Source organism: Acidovorax sp. Leaf78 (genome assembly GCF_001422735.1).
Classification (GTDB): domain Bacteria; phylum Pseudomonadota; class Gammaproteobacteria; order Burkholderiales; family Burkholderiaceae_C; genus Acidovorax.
Genome location: NZ_LMLZ01000024.1, coordinates 241,391 through 261,814, shown reverse-complemented (window position 1 = coordinate 261,814; position 20,424 = coordinate 241,391). Strand labels below are relative to the sequence as shown.

General features: G+C 65.7%; 19 protein-coding genes. 7 read left to right on the top strand and 12 right to left on the bottom strand.

The genetic code is table 11. From position 1 onward, the window contains the following. Positions 1–20: 20 nt before the first annotated feature. Positions 21–1,706: a flagellar basal-body MS-ring/collar protein FliF gene (gene fliF / locus ASF16_RS23340; RefSeq protein WP_056172934.1), complete on the bottom strand. Its 1,686-nt coding sequence runs from the start codon at positions 1,704–1,706 to the stop codon at positions 21–23. A 177-nt stretch (positions 1,707–1,883) separates the two neighbouring features. On the opposite strand from fliF, the gene fliE reads away from it, so the two are divergent. Continuing rightward, on the top strand, positions 1,884–2,195 hold the full coding sequence (gene fliE / locus ASF16_RS23335; RefSeq protein ID WP_010466044.1) for a flagellar hook-basal body complex protein FliE: 312 nt from the start codon (positions 1,884–1,886) through the stop codon (positions 2,193–2,195). A 398-nt stretch (positions 2,196–2,593) separates the two neighbouring features. On the opposite strand, the gene ASF16_RS23330 is transcribed toward fliE, so the two are convergent. The 4 genes from ASF16_RS23330 to ASF16_RS23315 form a co-directional block, all read right to left on the bottom strand. Then, positions 2,594–2,893 carry a flagellar protein FliT gene (locus tag ASF16_RS23330; protein ID WP_056172931.1) on the bottom strand — a complete coding sequence of 100 codons (300 nt, stop codon included), beginning with the start codon at positions 2,891–2,893 and terminating at the stop codon, positions 2,594–2,596. Positions 2,894–2,896: 3 nt separating this feature from the next. Beyond that, positions 2,897–3,355: a flagellar export chaperone FliS gene (gene fliS, locus ASF16_RS23325; RefSeq protein ID WP_056172928.1), complete on the bottom strand. Its 459-nt coding sequence runs from the start codon at positions 3,353–3,355 to the stop codon at positions 2,897–2,899. A gap of 63 nt (positions 3,356–3,418) precedes the next feature. After that, the gene (gene fliD / locus ASF16_RS23320) at positions 3,419–4,852 is read right to left on the bottom strand and encodes a flagellar filament capping protein FliD (protein WP_056172924.1); all 1,434 of its coding nucleotides are present in this window, start codon (positions 4,850–4,852) and stop codon (positions 3,419–3,421) included. A gap of 231 nt (positions 4,853–5,083) precedes the next feature. After that, positions 5,084–6,574, bottom strand: a complete 1,491-nt coding sequence (locus ASF16_RS23315; protein WP_056172922.1) for a flagellin — start codon at positions 6,572–6,574, stop codon at positions 5,084–5,086. A 321-nt stretch (positions 6,575–6,895) separates the two neighbouring features. Here ASF16_RS23315 and ASF16_RS23310 point away from each other — a divergent pair, with 321 nt between their 5' ends. Next, complete coding sequence (locus ASF16_RS23310; protein ID WP_056172918.1) at positions 6,896–8,386, top strand: flagellin; 1,491 nt, start codon at positions 6,896–6,898, stop codon at positions 8,384–8,386. A gap of 117 nt (positions 8,387–8,503) precedes the next feature. Then, entirely contained in the window at positions 8,504–10,717 is a 2,214-nt protein-coding gene (locus ASF16_RS23305; RefSeq protein WP_056173058.1) for a glycosyltransferase family 41 protein, read from the top strand. A 14-nt stretch (positions 10,718–10,731) separates the two neighbouring features. On the opposite strand, the gene ASF16_RS23300 is transcribed toward ASF16_RS23305, so the two are convergent. The 7 genes from ASF16_RS23300 to rfbF form a co-directional block, all read right to left on the bottom strand. Continuing rightward, complete coding sequence (locus ASF16_RS23300) at positions 10,732–11,379, bottom strand: hypothetical protein (RefSeq protein WP_056172915.1); 648 nt, start codon at positions 11,377–11,379, stop codon at positions 10,732–10,734. A 61-nt stretch (positions 11,380–11,440) separates the two neighbouring features. Beyond that, entirely contained in the window at positions 11,441–12,091 is a 651-nt protein-coding gene (locus ASF16_RS23295; RefSeq protein WP_056172912.1) for a GNAT family N-acetyltransferase, read from the bottom strand. 16 nt (positions 12,092–12,107) lie between these two features. After that, complete coding sequence (locus tag ASF16_RS23290) at positions 12,108–13,232, bottom strand: DegT/DnrJ/EryC1/StrS aminotransferase family protein (protein WP_056172909.1); 1,125 nt, start codon at positions 13,230–13,232, stop codon at positions 12,108–12,110. Between the two features lie 77 nt (positions 13,233–13,309). Further along, the gene (locus ASF16_RS23285) at positions 13,310–14,551 is read right to left on the bottom strand and encodes a class I SAM-dependent methyltransferase (protein ID WP_082517114.1); all 1,242 of its coding nucleotides are present in this window, start codon (positions 14,549–14,551) and stop codon (positions 13,310–13,312) included. Then, positions 14,548–15,120, bottom strand: a complete 573-nt coding sequence (locus ASF16_RS23280) for a dTDP-4-dehydrorhamnose 3,5-epimerase family protein (RefSeq protein ID WP_056172907.1) — start codon at positions 15,118–15,120, stop codon at positions 14,548–14,550. The genes ASF16_RS23285 and ASF16_RS23280 overlap by 4 nt, the downstream gene beginning before the upstream one ends. Next, positions 15,117–16,175 (bottom strand): CDP-glucose 4,6-dehydratase, encoded by a 1,059-nt coding sequence (gene rfbG / locus ASF16_RS23275; RefSeq protein ID WP_056172903.1) that lies wholly within the window; start codon positions 16,173–16,175, stop codon positions 15,117–15,119. The genes ASF16_RS23280 and rfbG overlap by 4 nt, the downstream gene beginning before the upstream one ends. Positions 16,176–16,217: 42 nt before the next feature. After that, the gene (rfbF, locus tag ASF16_RS23270) at positions 16,218–16,988 is read right to left on the bottom strand and encodes a glucose-1-phosphate cytidylyltransferase (protein ID WP_056173053.1); all 771 of its coding nucleotides are present in this window, start codon (positions 16,986–16,988) and stop codon (positions 16,218–16,220) included. A 500-nt stretch (positions 16,989–17,488) separates the two neighbouring features. Here rfbF and motA point away from each other — a divergent pair, with 500 nt between their 5' ends. From motA to ASF16_RS23250, 4 genes are all read left to right on the top strand, one after another. Beyond that, the gene (gene motA, locus ASF16_RS23265) at positions 17,489–18,349 is read left to right on the top strand and encodes a flagellar motor stator protein MotA (RefSeq protein WP_056172898.1); all 861 of its coding nucleotides are present in this window, start codon (positions 17,489–17,491) and stop codon (positions 18,347–18,349) included. 38 nt (positions 18,350–18,387) lie between these two features. Then, entirely contained in the window at positions 18,388–19,320 is a 933-nt protein-coding gene (motB, locus tag ASF16_RS23260) for a flagellar motor protein MotB (RefSeq protein ID WP_056172895.1), read from the top strand. 72 nt (positions 19,321–19,392) lie between these two features. After that, complete coding sequence (gene cheY, locus ASF16_RS23255; RefSeq protein WP_010466076.1) at positions 19,393–19,779, top strand: chemotaxis response regulator CheY; 387 nt, start codon at positions 19,393–19,395, stop codon at positions 19,777–19,779. Positions 19,780–19,783: 4 nt separating this feature from the next. Continuing rightward, positions 19,784–20,404 (top strand): protein phosphatase CheZ, encoded by a 621-nt coding sequence (locus ASF16_RS23250; RefSeq protein WP_056172893.1) that lies wholly within the window; start codon positions 19,784–19,786, stop codon positions 20,402–20,404. The last annotated feature ends 20 nt before the right edge of the window (positions 20,405–20,424 follow it).

The window sequence follows — 20,424 nt, the reverse complement described above, 5'->3', positions numbered from 1 at the left end:
GTCGTCCGGAATAGGTAGTTTTAGGCAGGGTCGCCGTTGAGCCAGGACTTCAGGATGTTGGCAACGGCCACAGGATTTTCCTTGGCCAGCACGCGGGCATCGTCCAGGCGCAGCTGCTCGGGCGTCGCAGGGAGCACCTCGTCCTTCTTGTTGGGCGCAGGCAGTGCGGCCCGCTCGGGGGTTTCCGACTCCAGGGCATCGAGCTGGGCACCCGCTGCGGTGACGGGCTGCGGCTTGGCGGAAGCACCGCCCTTCAGGGCAGGCCGCACCAGCCCCAGCAGCACGAGGGCTGCGAACAGCACCGCACCCACCGGCCAGGCAAAGGTCTTGGCCAGGTCCATCACCTCCGGCTGCTTCCACAGCGGCACGTCGTTCGAGGGGGTGGCATCGACCTGGAACGGCGTGTTCATGAGGTTGACCGAGTCCCCGCGCTCCTTGTTGAAGCCGATGGTCTCGCGCACCAGCGCCGTCATCTGCTCCAGCTGCTCGGGCGTCAGCGCCTTGGTGATGGGCTTGCCCTTGTCTTCGCCCGTCTGGTAGTTCACCACCACGGCGGCGCTCAGGCGCTTGACGTTGCCGGTGCTGCCGCGGGTGACTCGCACGGTCTTGTCCACCTCGAAGTTCGTGGTCGACTCGCGCTTGCTGGTCTGCTCTTCGGTGCCCTGCTGGCTGTTGCCGGCTGTGGGTGCGGGGTTGGCGCCATTGACAGGGGCCGTGGTCGGGGCCGGGGGCTGGTTCGACACGGCACCGGGCACGCCCGTGGCGGTCTTGTTCGCGCTGCCCTTGCTCTCGAGCACCTGCTGGCTGCGGATGGCGGTGGAGTCCGGGGTCTGGTTGGGGCGGAATTGTTCCGACGTGGACTCGGTCTGCGTGAAGTCCACCTCGGCCGTGACCTGGGCCTTCACGTTGTTGCGGCCCACCACGGGCTCCAGGATGTCCATGATGCGGCGGGTGTACTGCTGCTCCAGCTGCTGCACGTGCAGCAGGTGCTGCGCGTTCACTTCGGTACCGGTGCCGCCGTCGGGCGACTGCGACAGCAGCTTGCCGGTGTCGTCGAGCACGCTCACGGCGGAGGGCGACAGCTCGGGCACGCTGGACGCCACCAGGTGCACGATGCCCGCCAGTTGCGCGCGGTCCAGGATGCGGCCGGGGTGCAGGCTGACCAGCACGGACGCCGATGGCTTTTGCTGCTCGCGGAAGAAACCATTCTGATTGGGCAGCGCCAGATGCACGCGGGCACCCTGCACCGACGACAAGGCCTGGATGGAACGGGTCAGTTCGCCCTCCAGCCCGCGCTGGAAGTTCAGGCGTTCCTGGAACTGGGTCATGCCGAACTTGCTGGACTCCATGAGCTCGAAGCCCGTCACCGAGCCCTTGGGCAGGCCCTGGGTGGCCAGGCGCAGGCGCACGTCGTGCACACGGTCGGAGGGAATCAGGATGGCGCCGCCGCCATCCGCGTACTTGTAGGGCACGTTCATCTGCGACAGCTGGGCGACGATGGCGCCGCCATCCTTGTCGCTCAGGTTGGCAAACAGCACGCGGTAGTCAGGCTGGCGACCGAGCACGATCGCCGCGATGGCCGCCACCACCAGCAGCGCCACACCCACACCCAGCCGCATGCGCTTGGCTCTGTCCAGGGTAGACAGCCGCTGCAGCAAGTTCGGGCTGGCGGGGGAATTGAGGGGTATTTCAGCAACTGCAGACATCTTGCGTTCCAGTAAGGAAGGCCCGACGAGGGACCAAAGCGTGGGGTCGATTATTCGGTCCCGCCTCCAAAATGTTCGCTGAATAAGCCGCCCGTTTGGCCATCAATTCAAAGCGATGGGTCCCGGCGCGATGGCTAGGATACGCAGCATACCCCTATTCCCCACGGAACCACAGCCATGGACCTTCGCATCTCCAGCTCTACCGCCCCCCTGACGGGCGCAGGCGTGGCGCGCCGTGCTGCAGCGCCGCAAAACGACGCCAACGACGTGGGGTTCTCCGGCGCCCTCAAGGGCGCGCTGCAGTCCGTCAGCGCCGCACAGAACAAATCGTCCAACCTGCAGACCGAAGTGCAGATGGAAAACCCCTCCGTCAGCCTGGAAGAGACCATGGTCGCCATCCAGAAAGCGCAGATCGGCTTCCAGGCCACGCTGCATGTGCGCAACCGGATGGTGCAGGCGTATACCGACATCATGAACATGCAGGTGTAGCAGGGGCACTCCCCTGAGGCGCTGCGCGCCTTCCCCTCGCTCTCACAGCGCTGCGCGCTGTGGGCAAGGGGACGATGCCCTCGCTGCGGGGCGGCCCTTGCTGGGCATCTCTCGCCTGGGGCGCGCCGGTATCGAACCGTGGGGGCCTACTCCTGATTTCGTAGCTGCTTGCGCTGGTTGGATAAGCGCTGCGGTCACTTTTTACCTCCCAAAATACACGCCACGCTCTTGGTATCGGGGACTTCGTTGCCCGTGGAGCCTTCGCGCCAGGAGTCAGGAGCCAATCGCTCTTAATTTGATAGCTGCTTGCGCTTGATAGACAAGCGGTAGCACCCTATTTGGCCCATGAAAAAGCCGACCTCGTAGGGTCGGCTTTGTCTTGGACGTCAGCGCAGGGCTCAGTGCATCATCTGCGGCTGGCCTTCGAACAGGTGTTCGAACTGGGCCAGCCAGGGTTCTGCCAGGCAGCGGATCTGGGCATCGTTGCGCAGGATGCGCTGCATGATGCGGCTCTTTTCGCGGCGGTGTTCGGGGAGCAGCTCGTGCTCTTGCGACTTGAAGCGCAGTTGCTCGATCAGCACAGCGCAGGCGCCTTCGTAGCGCACCACGCCATCCCAGTCCTTGAGCCTGGCGGCTTCCAGCATCTTGGCGCTGCTGTCTTCAATCGCCTTGTAGTAATCAATCAGCATGTGGGACATGACTCAAGCCTCCACCAGCACAGGCTGGCCAGCGGCAGAAGAATAGGCAGATGGCGCGTTGGTGGCGCCGGTTTTCTTGATCTCGTTCCAGCCCTGGGCCACGGGTTCGATCAAACGCATCACTTCCAGCATGATGGCGTCGTCGTTGCGGGCATTGGCCAGAATCAGGCGGCGCATGCAGTAGTCATACAGCGCACCGAGGTTTTCGGCCAGTTCGCCGCCGTCCACCTTGTCGAGCGACGTGCTCAAACCCTCTTCGAGGATGCGAACGGCCTTGCCGATGGCGTTGACTTTGCCCAGCACATCGCCGCGGGCCAGAGACCCGCGCGCGGTGGCGATGGAGTTGAGGACACCTTCATACAGCAGGCTGACCAGCTGGTGCTGGTCCATCGTGTGCATGCTGGTCTCCACATTGATACGCTGATATGCGTTGGCTGCACGGGGGCTGTAGGCGCTGAACATGCTGACAATCCTTCCGAGGTATTACTTAAGTTATCGGCCTGCGCCAGAAAAACTGAAGCCTCTTTAACCCGTCGATTTGTTCCAGGCGGCCACCTGCTGCGAGATATAGGTGTTCAGGCCGTTCAAGCTGCTCAGCTGCGTATCGAGAGCGTTGTAGCGCCGCGTGATCCGCTTCTCGAATGAGTCGACCTTCTCGGCCACGCGGGTCTGGTCCTGCGAATTGCGCTTGAGGTTCAGCTGCAGCGTGTCGTCCTTGGATTTGAAGAAACCGTCGTTGGACAGCAGGTTGGTGGTCAGGGCCTTCAACTGCACGGCGATGCCATCGGCCTTGCCGCCGCCGGTGCTGCGAAACAGGTCCTTCACGTCGTCCGGCTTTTCGGTCAACGCCTTGTTCAGCTTGGCGGTGTCCACCGCCAGATTGCCGCCCAGCTGCTGGGTGATGCCCACATCGGCCAGGCGCTGGAAGGCGCCGCCACCCGAGGTGACGGACTGGATCGCATTGCGCAGCGAGTTCTGCAGCGCCACCGCGGTCGAGTCGCCTTGCAGCAAACCGGCCGACTTGGTCTTGGCGTCGTACTTGGTCGCGTCCTGCAGTAGTTCGTTGATGGCGTTGTAGGCCTTCACGAACCCGTCGATGTTCGACTGGATCGCAGACTGGTCCTTGCCCACCGCGATCTCGATCGGTGCGGTGGTGACCTGCTCGGCCTTGAAGGTCACGCCGGACACGGTGGATGCAAACGTGTTCGTCGCGGACGACACGGCAATGCCGTTCACGGTCGCCTTGGCGTTGGCGGCCACCTGCGTCACGGTGGAGCCCGCCACCAGGCGCGACAGCCCGGAGGCGTCGGTGTTGCCTGCGCTCTGCGGATCGGTGTCCGCGCCCTCCGTCACGCTCAGGCGAAAACCGAATTCTTCGCCCGTGCTCTTGCTGCGCAGCAGCAAACGCTCGCCCGAAGCATCCGACAGGATGGACGCGGTCACACCCGCATTGGAGCCATTGATCTTGCTGGCCACATCAGAGAGCTTGTCGCTGGCGCTGACGGTGATGTCCACCGGCTGGCCGGCGCCGGGCGTGAAGGACGCCGGGGAGACGCTCCACTTGCCCAGTTCAAGCCGCAACGTGCCTGCGCCCAGGGCGCCGCCCACCGGCAGCAGCGCCGCCGAGGCTGTAGCCTGCGCCTTGGCCAGGCTTTGCACTTCCACGCTGAACGTGGTGGGCAAAGTGCCGCCGACGGCGGTGGCCGATACAAATTTGGAGTCAGACGATGTGGTGGAGACACCGTTCCAGCCGGTGACGCTGGTGAGCTTGCTCGCGGCGTCCTGCAGCGTGGACACCATCGACTTGATCTGCCCGTAGGCGGAAATCTTGGTCTTGACCGTGGCGGCCTCGACACCCAGCTTGGTCAGCGGCGCTTTTTCCAGTTCGACCAACTTGGAAATGATGTCTTTGACATTAAGTCCGTTCGTGCCGACACCTACGGATGAAATCGTGGCCATAACAACCTCCTGAACTGGTCCAACGGAAATTATGGCGCCGAATGGTCGCCAGCATCGTCCGTATTCACACCAGGAAACCCGTCTTATCCAGCGGTCCTGGCACCCGCTGGCTTACAGAGCCCGCTGGCGGCACCACCATCTGCCGCCAAAAAGCCAAATGGCGGCGACAGAAATCTGCCGCCGCCTGGTCCTGCCGGAGCGCTGCAACGCCCCGGCCGCCTTACCCGCCGCTTAACGCAGCAGGGCCAACACACCTTGTGGCAGCTGGTTGGCCTGGGCCACCATCGCCGTACCAGCTTGTTGCAGGATCTGCGAGCGCGACAGGTTGGCTGTTTCTGCGGCGAAGTCGGCATCCAGGATGCGGCTGCGCGAAGAAGACAGGTTTTCCGAGGTCACTTGCAGGTTGCTGATCGAGGTTTCGAAGCGCGATTGCAGAGCACCGAGCTTGGCACGCTCACCGTTGATGAAGGACAGGGCGGAGTCCACCGTCTTCAGGGCGTTGGTCGCGTTGCCGAACGTGGTCACGTCCAGGTTGGCCACCGTTTGCAGCGACGAGCCGCCGGCGTCCAGCTGGTTGCTGGCGGAGGTCAGGGCGAACGACTTTTCCGAGTCCAGGGTGATGTAGCCACCGGTGGAGACGTTTTCTGCCGTGGTGTCGGCGGTCAGCGTGCGGGCCGTGCCGTTGCTGGCGCCGGCAGCGTCGTAGCCCGTGACCGTCACGGCGGCAGCGTTGGCGTTGGCGGTGTCGCCCACCACGATGTCATTGCCGGTGGCGTTGGTCAGGATCACTTGCGTGCCGTCCGAGCTCAGCGAGGCGTTGATACCGGTCTTGGCGGTCTGGTCGTTGATGGCGGACACAGCGGCGGACAGGCGGTCGGTGCCGGTGGCGGAGGTCAGCGTGAACGACACGGTGCGGGCGGCACCGGCGTTGTCGCCTTCCAGCGTCAGCGAGTAGGAGCCGGCCGATGCCATGCCGCCCAGGCGCACTTCGGTACGGGCCGTGGCGGTCACGCCGGTGGTGGCCTTGATACCGTTGATCTGGTCGGCCGTGGCCTTGGCAGTGGCGCTCGACGCCACGGTCAGGCTGCCGGTGCCCAAGTAGCCGCTGATGGACACAGCGCCGCTGGTCACGCCGTTGTTCACGGCGGTGGTGCCGCTGGCTGGGGCTTGTGCGCCGATGCCGGAGCCGTTGGAGGCGACGTTCTGGTTGTTACCGTAGACGCTGGTGCGCAGGTTGCCGGTGGCAGCCACGATGGTCTGGTTGGCGTTGGCGCCCACTTGGAACTGTTGCGTACCGAACGAGCCGTCCAGCAGCTTGGCGCCGTTGAATTCGGTGGTTTGCGAGATGCGGTCCAGTTCGGAGACCAGCTGGCCCACTTCCTGTTGCAGGGCTTGGCGGTCGCCGGCGCTGTTGGAAGCGTTGGCCGACTGCACAGCCAGTTCACGCACACGTTGCAGGATGTCGCCGGAAGCCTTCAGCGCGCCTTCAGCGGTCTGCGCCAGGGAGATACCGTCGTTGGCGTTGCGAACCGCTTGGTTCAGGCCGCGGATCTGGCTGGTGAAACGCTCGGAAATCGCCAGGCCAGCAGCGTCGTCCTTGGCGCTGTTGATGCGCAGGCCCGAGGACAGGCGTTGGATGGACGTGTTCAGCGACGTTTGGCTGGTGCCCAGGTTGCGCTGAGCGGTGAGCGAGGCGATGTTGGTATTGATGGTGGAAGCCATTGCAAATCTCCAGAAAGAACTGACTGAATATGGCGTTGCCGCCAGCCGGGGTTGCCAGCACCACGCTGGCCTCCTGGGTTCGCCAGCGCTTTTGCTACCTGGTGAACGGCGGGCCGCTTACGGACCGTTGCAAATGTTTTCGGGTTCCCGCCGGAAAACTTGAGGGTCAAACGCACAAGTTGTGCGACTTTTTTGCCGCTTATCTCCCCAACGCCAAAAAGTGGCATCTCCACAATTCGTCCATCGTTCCCCCATTGACAGCCGGACGGGTGCGCTTGAACCGGCAAACAGATCCGTCTTGCGACGTTAAGGAGTTTCGCCATGGCAGCAACCATCAATACCAACATCAGCTCGCTCACAGCACAGCGCAACCTGGGCACCAGCCAGGCGTCGCTGAACACGGCGATCCAGCGCCTTTCGTCGGGCTTGCGCATCAACAGCGCCAAGGACGACGCCGCGGGCCTGGCGATTTCCGAGCGCTTCACCAGCCAGATCCGTGGCCTGAACCAGGCTGTTCGCAATGCGAACGACGGGATTTCCCTGGCCCAGGTGGCCGAAGGCGCCATGGGCTCCGCCGGCAACATCCTGCAGCGGGTGCGTGAACTGGCTGTGCAATCGGCCAACGCGTCCAACAGCGCCGGCGACCGCCAGGCCCTGCAACAGGAAGTCGGCCAATTGGTGGCAGAACTTGACCGTATTTCGCAAACCACCGAGTTCAACGGCCAGAAATTGCTGGACGGGACCTTTGGTACGCAGCAGTTCCAGGTCGGCGCCAATGCCAACCAGACCATCGTGGCCGCCACGGCCAATCTGCGCACCAGTGTGTACGGCAACAACCAGAACATTGCCTCCAACGGCTCCGGCATCGGCGCGCAGGCTGCCGTCAGCGGCACCACGCCCGTCTCCAACGGCGTGACCAGCGGCGCGGTGTCCATCAGCGGCTACCTGGGCACCGGCACCATGACGGTGGCATCGAACGCCACGGCCAAGGCCACGGCCGACCAGATCAACTCCCTGCAATCGACCACCGGCGTCACCGCCACGGCCCGCACCGAAGTGCGCCTGGCCGGCATGGCATCGGCCGGCTCGTACTCACTGACGCTCGAAGGCGACAACGTGGGCGCCTCCCGCACCGTGTCCTTCACGCTGACGTCTGCCACCGGCACCGACCGCCTGTCGCCCGCGGTGTCGGCCATCAACGAGCAATCGGCCAAGACCGGCATCAACGCCTCGCTGAGCTCGGACGGCACGCAGATCATCCTGACCAACGCCACCGGCAACGACATCGTGATCGGCGACACCCTGAACGCCAATGCGGCAGCGGTGACCGTGACCGGCTACGACGCTGCAGGCGCCAGCAACGGCACGGCCCGCACGCTGGCCGCCGACACCACGGCAGAAAACGTCTCCACCGGTGGCTACATCACCCTGGACTCGGAAAAGTCGTTCGCCCTGACGTCGACCAGCAACCAGCTGGACAACGGCGGCTCGTCGCTGCACACGGTGGCCAACCTCGATGTGACCACGTTCACCAACGCGACCGACGCCCTGAAGACCGTGGACTCCGCGCTGGCCTTCATCAGCGGTGAGCGTGCCAAGCTCGGCGCCATGCAGTCCCGCTTCGAGACCAGCATTGCCAGCCTGCAGATCACGTCCGAGAACCTCTCCGCCTCGCGCTCGCGCATCCAGGATGCCGACTTCGCGGCCGAAACCGCCAACCTGTCGCGCGCCCAGATCCTGCAACAGGCCGGCACCGCCATGGTGGCCCAGGCCAACCAGATCCCGCAGGGCGTGCTCTCGCTGCTCAAGTAAGCCCCCCCGCTGGTGGTGGACCGATGACGACGACAAAGGGGCCCCGACGGGCCCCTTTGCCTTGGTGCATGGCACACTGCCGCATTGACGCCCCTTTGCCCGGAGATCGGCCGCAACGTGCAACCCAAACACACCGAACAGGACGACGCCCGCCTGCATGCGGCGCTCACCGCCGCTGACTGGCCCCTCCTCACCCGCCTGTGCCGCCAGGCGCTGCGCAAGAACGGGCGACACCTCACCGCGCACCGCCTGCTGGGCTTCTCGCTGAACAAAGAGCGCGATTTCGATGGCGCGCTCAAGGCCTACAAGCAGGCGCGGATCTACTGGCCGGACGATGCCGAACTGCTCGTCAACTACGCCAACATCCTGATCGAGCACGCCTACAACATCGATGCCCTGCCGCTGCTGGAGAAGGTGTGCGCCCTGCGCCCCCTGCAGGCCATTGCCTGGATCAAGCTGGCCGAGTGCTGCTACCTGATCAACCTGCACGACAAGGGCTTTGCCGCCAGCCAGGAAGCCGCCAAGCTGGCGGACACGCTCCACGACCAGGTGGCGGCCCTGATGCAAAGCGCCATCCACCGGCGCGAACTGGGCCAGGTGCGCGAGGCCGTGCACGACTGCGAAAAAGCCATCGCGCTGCGCCCCAACGACCCGGGCAACTACACCAACCGGCTGCTGTTCATGCTGGCGGACCCCCAGGTGGATGCGTCCCAGTTGTCGGTGGCGGCACGCCACTTCGGCAGCGTGTTCGAGCCCCCGCTGCGGCCCGAGTGGCCCCATTTCGACGCGCACCGCGGCCCGCCGTGGCGGCGCCTCAAGATCGGGTTCCTGTCGCCCGACTTCCGGGTGCATGCGGTGATGTACTCGGTGGAAGGCCTGCTCGCACAGCTCGACCGCCGGCAGTTCGAGGTCTATGCCTTCTTCCTGTTCCCCCGGTCCGACCATGTCACGGACCGCGTGGAGCGCCATGTCGATCATTTCGTGCGGCTGGCCGGGTTCACGCCGGAGCAGCAGGCGAAGGCCATCCACGCGCACGGCATCGACATCCTGATCGACCTGGCCGGCCACACCGGCAACAACGGGCTGCTGGCCCTGGCGCACAAGCCGGCACCGGTGCAGGTGTCGTGGCTGGGGTTTCCGGCCACGACCGGCCTGGAGGCCGTGGACTACAAATTCTCCGACGAGATCACCGACCCGCCCGGAGCCGAGGCGCAGTACACCGAGCACCTGTACCGGCTGCCGACGTTGTTCGCGTGCTATCGGCCCATGAGCCGCAACCCCCTGTGGCGCTACCAGCCGCGCTACCAGGTGCGCACCTCGCCCGCGGTGGGCAACGGCTTTGTCACCTTCGGCAGCTGCAACAACCTGGGCAAGCTCACGGACGAGGTGCTGGCGCTGTGGGGCAGGATTCTTGCGGCCGTGCCTGATTCCCGATTGCTGATCGAAGGCAAGAACCTGGACCGCCCCGAGTTCGCGCAGGCCTACCGCGACCGGTGCGAGCGGCTGGGCCTGCCCCCGGCGCGCGTAGACCTGGTGGCGCTCAGCCACGACAACCAGTACCTCACCTACCACCGCATCGACATTGCGCTGGACCCGTTTCCGCTGACGGGCGGCACCACCACCTTCGACGTGCTGTGGATGGGCGTGCCCATCGTCTCCATGGTGGGCGAGAGCTTCAAGAGCCGCATGGGCGTGGGCATGCTCACCTACCTGGGCCGCACCGAGTGGCTGGCCGAGACGCCCGACGACTACGTGCGCATCGCGGCGGGCCTGGCGGCCGACGTGCCCGCGCTCAACAACCTGCGGCTCAACCTGCGTGGCGAGACGGAGAACTCACCCCTGATGCGCGAGGACCTGTACAACCAGCTCTTCGGCGAGGGCCTGCGGGTGATGTGGCTGCAGTGGCTGGCCCGGGCCGAACACCCGGACGACCCCGAGGCGCAGGAGCAGGCCATCCAGGCCTGGGTGCAGCAATACCCGCCGGAATGGACGCAGCCCCCGGTGCCCGGCGTGGGCCTGAAGCCCGGCCAGCGGGTGAGCCTGCACGAAGCCCACCAGCTCCTGCAGGACCTGGTGGAAAAGGCCAAGGCAACGCCGGCCGCATCGTCGGCCTCACCCTCCCCGGCCGGGGCACCGGCGCAAGCGGTCATGGGCAGCCACTGGGTGGCCGTGACCGAGCTGGCAGAGCTGGTGCTGAGCGCCGTGCCGCACGACCCCGTGGCCCTGGCCTGCCTGGCCGAGGTGGAACATGCCCACGGACACACCGAGTTTGCGGTGACCTACCTGCAGCACGCCACGCAGGCGATGGGGATGGGCGTCACGGCCGGCTGACGCGCGCTGGCGTGTCAGAGCCGGAAGATGTCCTGCAGTGCGTCGCGCCGGGTGGGCTTGAAGCTCACCTTGCCGGCCTGTGCCGGGTACACCGTGCAATGCCCCGGCGTGTCGGTATTCACGAGGCTCGTGCCCTGCGACAGCACCGTGGCATCGCCCACCTGGCAGCCCCCGATGATGGCGGTGCCGGGGTACATGACGACGCCCTCTCCCAGCACCGGCGCCACACCGTGGTTCTTGCCCACCGTGGAGTTCTGATAGATCACCAGGTAGTTGCCGTAGGTGGCCTTGGCAAAGACGATGCCGACGGAATGGCCGATGAAGAACACCGGCGGCAGCTCGATTTCATAAAAGAGATCGATGCCGTTCAGCGCCTTGTTCAGCAAGAAGAGCCGCGTGGGCGTGTCGGCGTTGCCGGTGCTGCGCCAGATGGTGTGCGCCAGAAAGTACAGAAAGCTGCAGTACTGCGTGGAGTGCAGCGGGTCGAAGCAGTCCTGCCGCCAGGGCCGCACGGCATTGATGCACGTGTGCAGCCGGTGCAGCGCCTCGTCCAGGTGCGCATCGATGTCCGGGCGCGGGTCGAAGTCGTCGGGCAGGGTGTTGTGCAGTTGCTGCACCACGTAGCGCAGCAACCGGTCGCGGTCCATCCGCAAGATGTCCATGGTGGGTCTCCCAAGGCGGTGCGCCGCAACCGCTCAGTCAGTCAGTTATCCAGTCATTCATTCAGGCCGCGGGCAGCTGCAATTGCATGTACACGAGGCTGGCCGGCGCGCCGACCGCCGCAGGGTCTTCGTTCCAGTCCACGCCACCCGGCACGGTGGTCGCGACGATGGGCACGCGCTGGTATTCCTGAAAACCCACCTTGCGGTAGAACTCGACCGCCGGGTTGTCCGAGCGCACCCGCACGGCCAGGGTCTGCAACCCCAACGCGTCGCGGGCCCAGCGCATCAGCACCAGCAGCGAGGCCTTCATCAACCCCGGGGGCGACGCCCCGCCGCTCACGATGGCATCGGCTTCGCCATAGCCCCGCTGCCAGTCGATGAAGCCCAGGCCCACATGCCCCACGCGCTCGCCGTCCAGCGTTTCCACCATGAACAGCATCTTGCCGGGGTTGTCATGGACGGCTCCCGCCAGCCAGGCCGCCGTGCGCTCGGGGGTGGAAACGAATTCGGTCAGGAAGGATTTGACATGGCGATTGCGCCAGTCGGTCAGGAGTTGCGCGTCGAGGGCGTCGGTGTGTCCGGGGACGGTGGCAATGGGCCGCACGACCGCCGCCAGCGGCTGCCCCACCGGCAGCACCAGGCCGGGCTCGCCAGCGCGGGCCGTCTGCTTGATCGCTGCGAAAAGCTGCTGTCCAGGAGTTGGTGCTTGCATGGCCGCCCCCCGTTCGTCAGATTTGCTCGAAGTAGCGGCGCACCTGCTCGGCCACGGCGTCCACCGTGTCCAGCGACATGCGCGAGTGCAGGGGCAGCGAGAGAATGCCTTTGCCCACGCTGTCCGTCACCGACAGGTCGCCCGCGCGGCAGTCCTTCCACAGCGAGAACCAGTGCCCCGGCTGCCAGTGGATGCCCGTGTCGGCGCCGTTGGCCTTCAGAAAGTCGCGCAGCGCATCGCGGTGCTCCGCCGGCACGCGGATGTAGTACAGGAACGGGTTCACATCGGCAAAGTCGGTTGCCGGCGTGCGCACCTGTGCGATGCCCTGCAGCTTTTCGTTGTAGCGGCGCGATGCCGCCTGGCGGCTCGACTTGATCACGTCGAGCTTGCCCAGCTGGGCCAAGCCGATGGCGGCGTGCATGTTGAGCATGTGGTAGCGAAAGCCCACCCGCTCGACGTCGAAAGTCCAGGCGCGTTTGTTCTGGTACATCACCTCGGCGGGTTGCTGCATGCCGAGCAGGCGCAGTTCGTGCACGCGGCGCAATTCCTCTTCGGTGCGCACGACGACGGTGCCGCCGTCCAGGCAGGTCACGGTCTTGACCGGGTCGTGGCTGAACACGCAAATGTCCGAAAAGCTGCCGACCATGCGGCCTTTGTAGCTGGAGCCGAACGAGTGGGCCGCATCGTGGATGACGCGCAGCTTGTGGCGCTCGGCAAACGCGGCGATGTCTTCGTGGTTGCTGATGATGCAGTCGTAGTCCATCACGATGATGGCCTTGGTGCGCGGGCCCACCAGGGACTCGGCCTTGGCGAGGTCCAGCTCGAGCGTGTCGTCGGTGCAGTCGCAGAACACGATGTCCGCCCCCACCCAGGTGATGGCCTGGTAGTCGGCCGAGCAGTTGAAGGCCGACACGATCACCTCGTCGCCCGGGCCCACGCCCGCCAGCAGCAGCGCGATGTGCAGGCCTGCCGTGCCGGTGCTGACCGCGGCCACATGGCGGTCCGGCGCCTGCAGGATCTCTTTCACCTTCTTTTCAAAGCCGGACACATAGCTGCCCATGCCGAGCCATCCCAGCTCCAGCGACTCTCGGCTGGCATCGATTTCTTCCTGTTCGATCAAGGGCTTGAACATTGGGATCATGGTGGTCTCCTTCGGTTGTGTACGGTTCAGATGGGCGTGGCGGGTGCGTTGCTTTGCGTAGCGGGTGCGCTGTGCGGCTACCAGACTTCAAGGCGGGGAACGGCCGTGACGAACTGCCCTCCCCATCCCCGTATGTCGCTCAGCTGCGCGCTGACTTCGTCCCGCAGGTTCCACGGCAGGATCAGCACGCGCTGGGGCCGGTGGGCGTGCAGGTGCGCCTCGCTCACCACCGGGATGCGGCTGCCGGGCAGGTACTGGCCTTGCTTGGCGGGGTTCTTGTCCACCACGTAGGGCAGCAGGTCGGGCCGCACGCCCGCAAAGTTGAGCAGGGTGTTGCCCTTGGCGGCTGCGCCATAGGCCCCAACGGTGATGCCGTCCGCCTGGCATTGCAATAAAAAAGTGAGCAGCTCGCGCTTGATGCGCAATGCCTGGGCCTGGAAATCGCCATAAAAATCAGCGCCCAGCATGCCTGCAGCGGCCTCGTCGGCCAGCAACTGCCGCACGCGGCTGGCGCCGTCGGCCGTGGCGTGCGGGTGGCTGGCTGCATCGGCCCGGCCCGCGAACACGCGCAGGCTGCCGCCGTGGGTGGACAGCTCCTGCACGTCCAGCACCGCAAGGCCGTTGGCCGCGACGATGCGCTGCACGGCAGTGAGCGACAGGTACGAGTAGTGCTCGTGGTACGCGGTGTCGAACTGGCAGCCCTGCACCATGCGCAGCAGGTGCGGAAACTCGAACGTGGCCACGCCGTGGGGCTTGAGCAGCCGCGCAAAGCCGCTCACGAAGTCGTTGATGTCGGGCACGTGCGCCAGCACGTTGTTCGCGGCGATCAGGTCGGCCTGTCGGCCGGCCCGGGCCAGTTCGTCGGCCAAGGCCACGCCAAAGAAGCGCTCGACCACCTCGATACCCTTGGCGCGGGCGGCAGCCGCCGTACTGGCCGTGGGCTCCACGCCGTAGCAGGGGATGCCTGCGGCCTGCACGTACTGCAGCAGGTAGCCGTCGTTCGAGGCGACCTCGACCACGCAGCTGTCGGCATTCAGCGCCAGGCGCTCGCGCATCGCACCGACGTACGCATCGGCGTGGGCCAGCCAGGACGACGAGAACGAGCTGAAGTACGCGTAGTCGTCGGTGAACAGCGCCTCGCGCCCGGCGTGGTCTTCGGTCTGCACCAGCCAGCAGGTCTCGCACACCAGCAGGCGCAGCGGGAACCAGGTTTCGGGCGCGCGCAGGGCGGCCTCGGGCAGGTAGGCGTTGGACGGGGGCGCGCTGCCCAGGTCCAGAAACGGCAGTTGCAGCGGGCTGCTGCAGTGTCGGCACTTCACAGGCGCACTCCTTCGAATTCGGGGCCGGGCCCGTCGGTCAGCCAGGGCTGGCCCGCGTCGCGCGGCGACAGGCCCACGGGCGGCAACGGCCAGGCGATGGCCAGGCGCGGGTCCAGCGGGTTCAGGCCCGCCTCGGCCCCCTGCACATGGGCGGCCGAGTGGCAGTACAGCAGCTCGGCCTGGTCGGACAGGGCCTGAAAGCCGTGCGCAAAGCCTGGCGGGATGAGCAGCGCCGTGCCGTTGTCGGCCGACAGGCGCTCGGCATGCCACTGCAAGAAGGTGGGCGAGCCGTGGCGCAGGTCCACGGCCACGTCCAGCACTTCGCCGCGCAGGCAGGTGACGAGCTTCATCTCGGCATGCGGCGGGCGCTGGTAGTGCAGACCGCGCACGGTGCCGGCCCGCGCGGTATGGCTGTGGTTGATCTGCGCGATGGGTTGCGTCCAGCCGGCGGCGGCCAGCTCGTCCGCGCAGAACAGGCGGGCGAAGAAGCCGCGCTCGTCGGCCAGCGGCTGCCGCTCTATGCGGAACAGCCCGGCCAGGGGCAAGGGTGTGCGGACTAGGCGGCTCACGCCTGGGCCTCCCAGGCGGCGATGTCGGCCAGGCACAGCGTGCGGGCATCGGCGCCGCCGTGCTGCTGGCGGTACCAGTTCATGGTGCGGGCCACCGAGGTGGTCAGCGCCCAGCGCGGGGCCACGCCCAGGGCTTGGCGGGCGTGGGCGGTTTCCAGCGCCAGCCAGCCGGCCTCGTGCGGGCCGTCACTATCATTTTCATAGCTTACAGCGCTGGTTAGATAAGCGCCAGAGGCCATTTCGATCACATGTTTGACGGTGGCTGCCTCGTGCGGCAGTGGCCCGAAGTTGTAGGGGCCTGCCAGCGACGGGGCATCCCACAGGCGCTGCGCCAGCCGCAGGTAGGCGGCCAGGGGTTCCAGCACGTGCTGCCAGGGGCGGGTGGCCTCGGGGCGGCGGATGTGCAGCGTCTCGCCCTTTTCCCAGGCGCGCACGGCGTCGGGCAGCAGGCGGTCCTGCGCCCAGTCGCCGCCGCCGATCACGTTGCCCGCCCGGGCCGTGGCCACGGCCACGCCCTGCGGCGCCAAAAAGGCGTCGCGGTAGCTGGCGGTGACCAGTTCGGCCGCGGCCTTGCTGGCGCTGTAGGGGTCGTGCCCGCCCAGCGGGTCGTCTTCGCGGTAGGGGTAGGCCCATTCGCGGTTGCGGTAGACCTTGTCGGTGGTCACCACCAGGGCCACGCGCGCCTCGGGCAGGCCGCGCAGGGCATCGAGCACGTGGGCCGTGCCCATGATGTTGGTGCCAAAAGTGGCCAGCGGGTCGGCATAGCCGGGCCGCACCAGCGCCTGCGCGGCCAGGTGCAGCACCACGTCGGGCCGCGCGGCGCGGATGCGCATCGCCAAGGCCTGGGGGTTGCACACGTCGCAGAAATGGCTGTCCATGCCCTCGTCTACCCGCGCCAGCGTGAACAGGTTGGGGTCGGCCGGGGGCGGCAGGGCCACGCCGGTGACCTGGGCGCCCAGGCGCTGCAGCCACAGGGCCAGCCATGCGCCCTTGAAGCCGGTGTGGCCCGTGAGCAACACGCGCTTGCCGCGCCAGAAGTCGGGATCAGGACGCATGGTGCTGCTGCCTTGTAGGGGTCGTCGTCGGGACTGGCACCATCACCAGCGCTTCCAGGGTGCCTGGCCGCTTTGCCACAAGTCTTCGAGCAGGTTTTTCTCGCGCAGCGTGTCCATGGGCTGCCAGAAGCCGTGGTGCTCGTAGGCCATCAGCTCGCCGTCGCGCGCCAGGGTGTCCATGGGCTCGGCCTCCCAGGGGGTGGCGTCGCCCTCAATCCGGCTGAGCACCCGGGGGGACAGCACGAAGAACCCGCCGTTGATCCAGCCGCCGTCGCCCCGGGGCTTTTCGACGAAGCCTTCGACCCGGTCGCCGTCGCGCATCAGCGCGCCATAGCGGCCGGGGGGCAGCACGGCGGTGACGGTGGCCAGCTTGCCGTGCGCGCGGTGAAAGGCGAACTGGGCGGGCATGTCGATGTCGGCCACGCCGTCGCCGTAGGTGAAGCAGAAGGGCTCGTCGGGCTCGAGGTATTCGCCCACGCGCTTGAGGCGCCCGCCGGTCAGCGTGCTTTCGCCGGTGTCCACCAGGGTCACGCGCCAGGGCTCGGCGTGGCGGTGGTGCACTTCCATGCGGTTGTTGGCCATGTCGAAGGTGACATCGGACATGTGCAGGAAGTAGTTGGCGAAGTATTCCTTGATGACGTAGCCCTTGTAGCCCAGGCAGATGATGAAGTCGTTGACGCCATGGGCGGCATACATCTTCATGATGTGCCAAAGGATGGGCCGCCCACCGATCTCGATCATGGGCTTGGGACGCAGGTGCGACTCTTCCGAGATGCGGGTTCCCAGTCCCCCCGCGAGCAGTACGGCTTTCATGCCCGCAGCATAGTGCAGCCCCCGCAGCGCCAAAAGGCCCTGTGGGCGCCCAAAAGCGCCCCAAATGCAGCGATTGATGCCGGCCGCCGGGAGCGACGCTGGCCGTGTTTCCCACCAAATGCTATTAAAATATAGCTGCTTGCGCTTGTTGATCGCGCGGAAGAGGCCTTTTTCATTCAATTTCGGGGGCTGCTGCCGTTGCGCCGATGCCTCGTCGCGAGCTCAGCGGGTCTGCAGATCCTCTGCTTCTCAAGTGTTGCCGCCATTCCCGGCTGCACCCGAAGTCCGCACGCGGGTCGCAGGGGGCTGACAGCGGGTCGCGGCCTGTCGCTCTGGCTCCATTTGCCCAAGAAGCGCTGTGATGTCCGCTCTCTTGACGCCATTTGGCACTCTTCAATCCGATACATTTGCAGTAACCTTCGGTAAGCTGCATTGCCAGCAGCCGTGCCCAACCCGCCGTTCCCGGCCTCATTGCAGTTGCCGCCCAACACGTCCAAAGCATGTTTGTCATCATCGGTTACGTCGTCTGCCTCGGCTGCATCTTCGGCGTGTACATCGTGCACGGGGGGAACATCAGCGTGATCCTGAAGGCACTGCCCTTCGAGATCATCACCATTTTGGGCGGCGCCCTGGGCGCCTTCGTGGTGAACAACCAGCCCAAGGTGATCAAGGCCACCATGGCCGCGCTGCCGATGGCGCTCAAGGGCTCCAAGTACACCAAAGAGCGCTACATGGAGCTCATGGCGATGCTCTATGACATCCTGCAAAAGGCCCGCAAGGAAGGGCTGATGGCGATTGAAAAGGATGTCGAGGCGCCCCACGAGTCTGAGATCTTCAAGAAATACCCCACGGTGGGCAGCGACCACCACGTGATCGAGTTCACCACCGACTACCTGCGCATGATGGTGTCGGGCAACCTCAACTCCCACGAGATCGAGGCGCTGATGGACAGCGAGATCGACACCCACCACCAGGAGGCGCACGCCCCCGTGGCCGCGCTGGCCCGTCTGGCCGGCGCCCTGCCCGCCTTCGGCATCGTGGCCGCCGTGCTGGGCGTGGTGAACACCATGGGCTCGGTGGGCCAGCCGCCGTCGGTGCTGGGCGGCATGATCGGCTCGGCGCTGGTGGGCACATTCCTCGGGATCTTGCTGGCCTACGGTGTGGTCGAGCCCCTGGGCGGCCTGGTCGAGCAAAAGACCGAAGATGCGGCCAAGGAGCTGCAGTGCATCAAGTCCACCCTGCTGGCCAGCATGCAGGGCTACAACCCGGCCACCGCCATCGAGTTCGGCCGCAAGGTGCTGTTCTCCAACGTCCGCCCCAGCTTCTCCGAGCTGGAGGGGCATGTGAAAGGCAAGAAGTAGCGGGAGCGGCACGCTCCCTCCCCTGATTCCCGAGCGCCATGGCAGAAAAGAAACTCCAGCCCATCATCATCAAGCGCATCAAGAAAGGCGGCCATGCAGTGCATGGCGGCGCCTGGAAGATCGCGTACGCCGACTTCGTGACGGCGATGATGGCGTTCTTTTTGCTGATGTGGCTGCTGGGCTCCACCGCCAAGGGCGAGCTGCAGGGGATCGCGGCGTACTTCTCTTCGCCGCTCAAGGTCGCCATGACGGGCGGCGACGGCTCGGGCAACAGCTCCAGCATCATCCCGGGCGGCGGCAACGACCTGGCCAAGGTACACGGCCAGGTGCGGCGCTCGGACGTGGAAGAGGCCAAACAGCGCCGAATGAGCATCGACGCGGCCAAGGCCGAGCGCGCCAAGCAGGACCTGGCCCGCATCAAGGCGCTGGAGGCCAAGATCGACGCGCTCATCACCGAAAACCCGCGCCTGAACGAATACAAGTCGCAGATCCGCATCGACATCACCCCCGACGGGCTGCAGATCCAGATCATCGACGACCAGAACCGCCCCATGTTCGACAGCGGCAGTGCGTTGGTGAAACCCTACATGCGCGACATCCTGCGCGAAATCGGCGCTGCGCTGAACGGCGTCGAAAACCGCATCAGCCTGGCCGGCCACACCGACGCCGTGCCGTATGGCAACAGTGATCGCGGCTACAGCAACTGGGAGCTGTCGGCCGACCGGGCCAACGCGTCGCGGCGCGAATTGGTCTCGGCCGGCATGCCAGACGCTAAACTGGGGCGTGTGGTGGGCTTGGCGGCCAGCGATCTGCTGGAGCCAAAGACCCCGCGTGCCCCTGCCAACCGGCGCATCACCATCACGGTGCTGACCCGCGAAGCCGAAGAACGTCTCATGGGTAAAGGGATCCCCGAAATCACTTCCACAGAACTGTTGAATGAAAAGCGGGAAAATCCCACCCCTGGCAGATAACGGTTACGACTTGTCACCAAAGCTGCCGCCCATGACAATACTTACAGATACTTCCGACCGAAAGGGTCCCACGTGACCACAGCCCTTCGTTTTTTGATTGTTGACGACTTCTCCACCATGCGGCGCATCGTGCGCAACCTGCTCAAGGAAAGCGGCTTCGCCGACGCCGACGAGGCCGAGGACGGCGTCGCTGCCCTGAACAAGTTGCGCAACAGCAAGTTCGACTTCGTGGTCACCGACATCAACATGCCCAACATGAACGGCTTCCAGTTGCTGGCGGAGATCAAGAAGGACGACAAGCTCAAGCACTTGCCCGTCCTGATGGTGACCGCCGAAGCCCGCAAGGAAGACATCGTGGCCGCCGCCCAGGGTGGCGCAGCGGGTTACATCGTCAAGCCCTTCACCAAGGCCACCCTGGAGGAAAAGGTGACCTTGATCCTCAAGAAGATGGGGCTATGACATCATGGATGCCACACCGGACCACAGCCAACAGCCTGCCGAAGTCCACCAGAAGATCGGCCTGCTGACCCGGCAACTGCACGACTCGCTCAACGAACTGGGCTACGCCGACAAGCTGCGCGGCTCCATGGGCGAGCTGCCCGACGCGCAAAGCCGCCTCTCCTACATCGCCCGCCTGACCGGCGAAGCGGCGGAAAAGGTGCTCAACCGCGTCGAGCAGGCCAAGGCGCAGCACGACTACATCGCGGCGGAAACGCGCCGGGTGGTGACTTCATTGGTCAAGGACCCCGTGGCCGCCGTGGCCAAGGGCGAGATCATGAACTTCCTGACCGACGTGGAGCGCGTGACCAAGGAAGCGGACACGCACCTCACCGAAATCATGATGGCCCAGGACTTCCACGACCTCACCGGTCAGGTGATCGCGCGCGTGGTGAACCTGGCGGCCAACATCGAAGAGCAGCTGGTGCAGCTGCTCATCCAGACGGCGCCCCCCAACGCCCAGGTGCCGGTGGTCGAAGCCAAGCCCATGCACCTGCAAGGCCCGGTGGTCGACCCCGAGAACACCGCGGACGTGGTCACCGACCAGTCCCAGGTGGACGACCTGCTCGCCAGCCTCGGGTTCTGATCTCCCCCTGAGTCGCCTTC

Bases quoted from the DNA above. Each gene is read 5' to 3' on its own strand.
- fliF (WP_056172934.1), bottom strand. From the start codon at position 1,706: ATGTCTGCAGTTGCTGAAATACCCCTCAATTCCCCCGCCAGCCCGAAC.
- fliE (WP_010466044.1), top strand. From the start codon at position 1,884: ATGGACCTTCGCATCTCCAGCTCTACCGCCCCCCTGACGGGCGCAGGC.
- ASF16_RS23330 (WP_056172931.1), bottom strand. From the start codon at position 2,893: ATGTCCCACATGCTGATTGATTACTACAAGGCGATTGAAGACAGCAGC.
- fliS (WP_056172928.1), bottom strand. From the start codon at position 3,355: ATGTTCAGCGCCTACAGCCCCCGTGCAGCCAACGCATATCAGCGTATC.
- fliD (WP_056172924.1), bottom strand. From the start codon at position 4,852: ATGGCCACGATTTCATCCGTAGGTGTCGGCACGAACGGACTTAATGTC.
- ASF16_RS23315 (WP_056172922.1), bottom strand. From the start codon at position 6,574: ATGGCTTCCACCATCAATACCAACATCGCCTCGCTCACCGCTCAGCGC.
- ASF16_RS23310 (WP_056172918.1), top strand. From the start codon at position 6,896: ATGGCAGCAACCATCAATACCAACATCAGCTCGCTCACAGCACAGCGC.
- ASF16_RS23300 (WP_056172915.1), bottom strand. From the start codon at position 11,379: ATGGACATCTTGCGGATGGACCGCGACCGGTTGCTGCGCTACGTGGTG.
- ASF16_RS23295 (WP_056172912.1), bottom strand. From the start codon at position 12,091: ATGCAAGCACCAACTCCTGGACAGCAGCTTTTCGCAGCGATCAAGCAG.
- ASF16_RS23290 (WP_056172909.1), bottom strand. From the start codon at position 13,232: ATGATCCCAATGTTCAAGCCCTTGATCGAACAGGAAGAAATCGATGCC.
- rfbG (WP_056172903.1), bottom strand. From the start codon at position 16,175: ATGCGTCCTGATCCCGACTTCTGGCGCGGCAAGCGCGTGTTGCTCACG.
- rfbF (WP_056173053.1), bottom strand. From the start codon at position 16,988: ATGAAAGCCGTACTGCTCGCGGGGGGACTGGGAACCCGCATCTCGGAA.
- motA (WP_056172898.1), top strand. From the start codon at position 17,489: ATGTTTGTCATCATCGGTTACGTCGTCTGCCTCGGCTGCATCTTCGGC.
- motB (WP_056172895.1), top strand. From the start codon at position 18,388: ATGGCAGAAAAGAAACTCCAGCCCATCATCATCAAGCGCATCAAGAAA.
- ASF16_RS23250 (WP_056172893.1), top strand. From the start codon at position 19,784: ATGGATGCCACACCGGACCACAGCCAACAGCCTGCCGAAGTCCACCAG.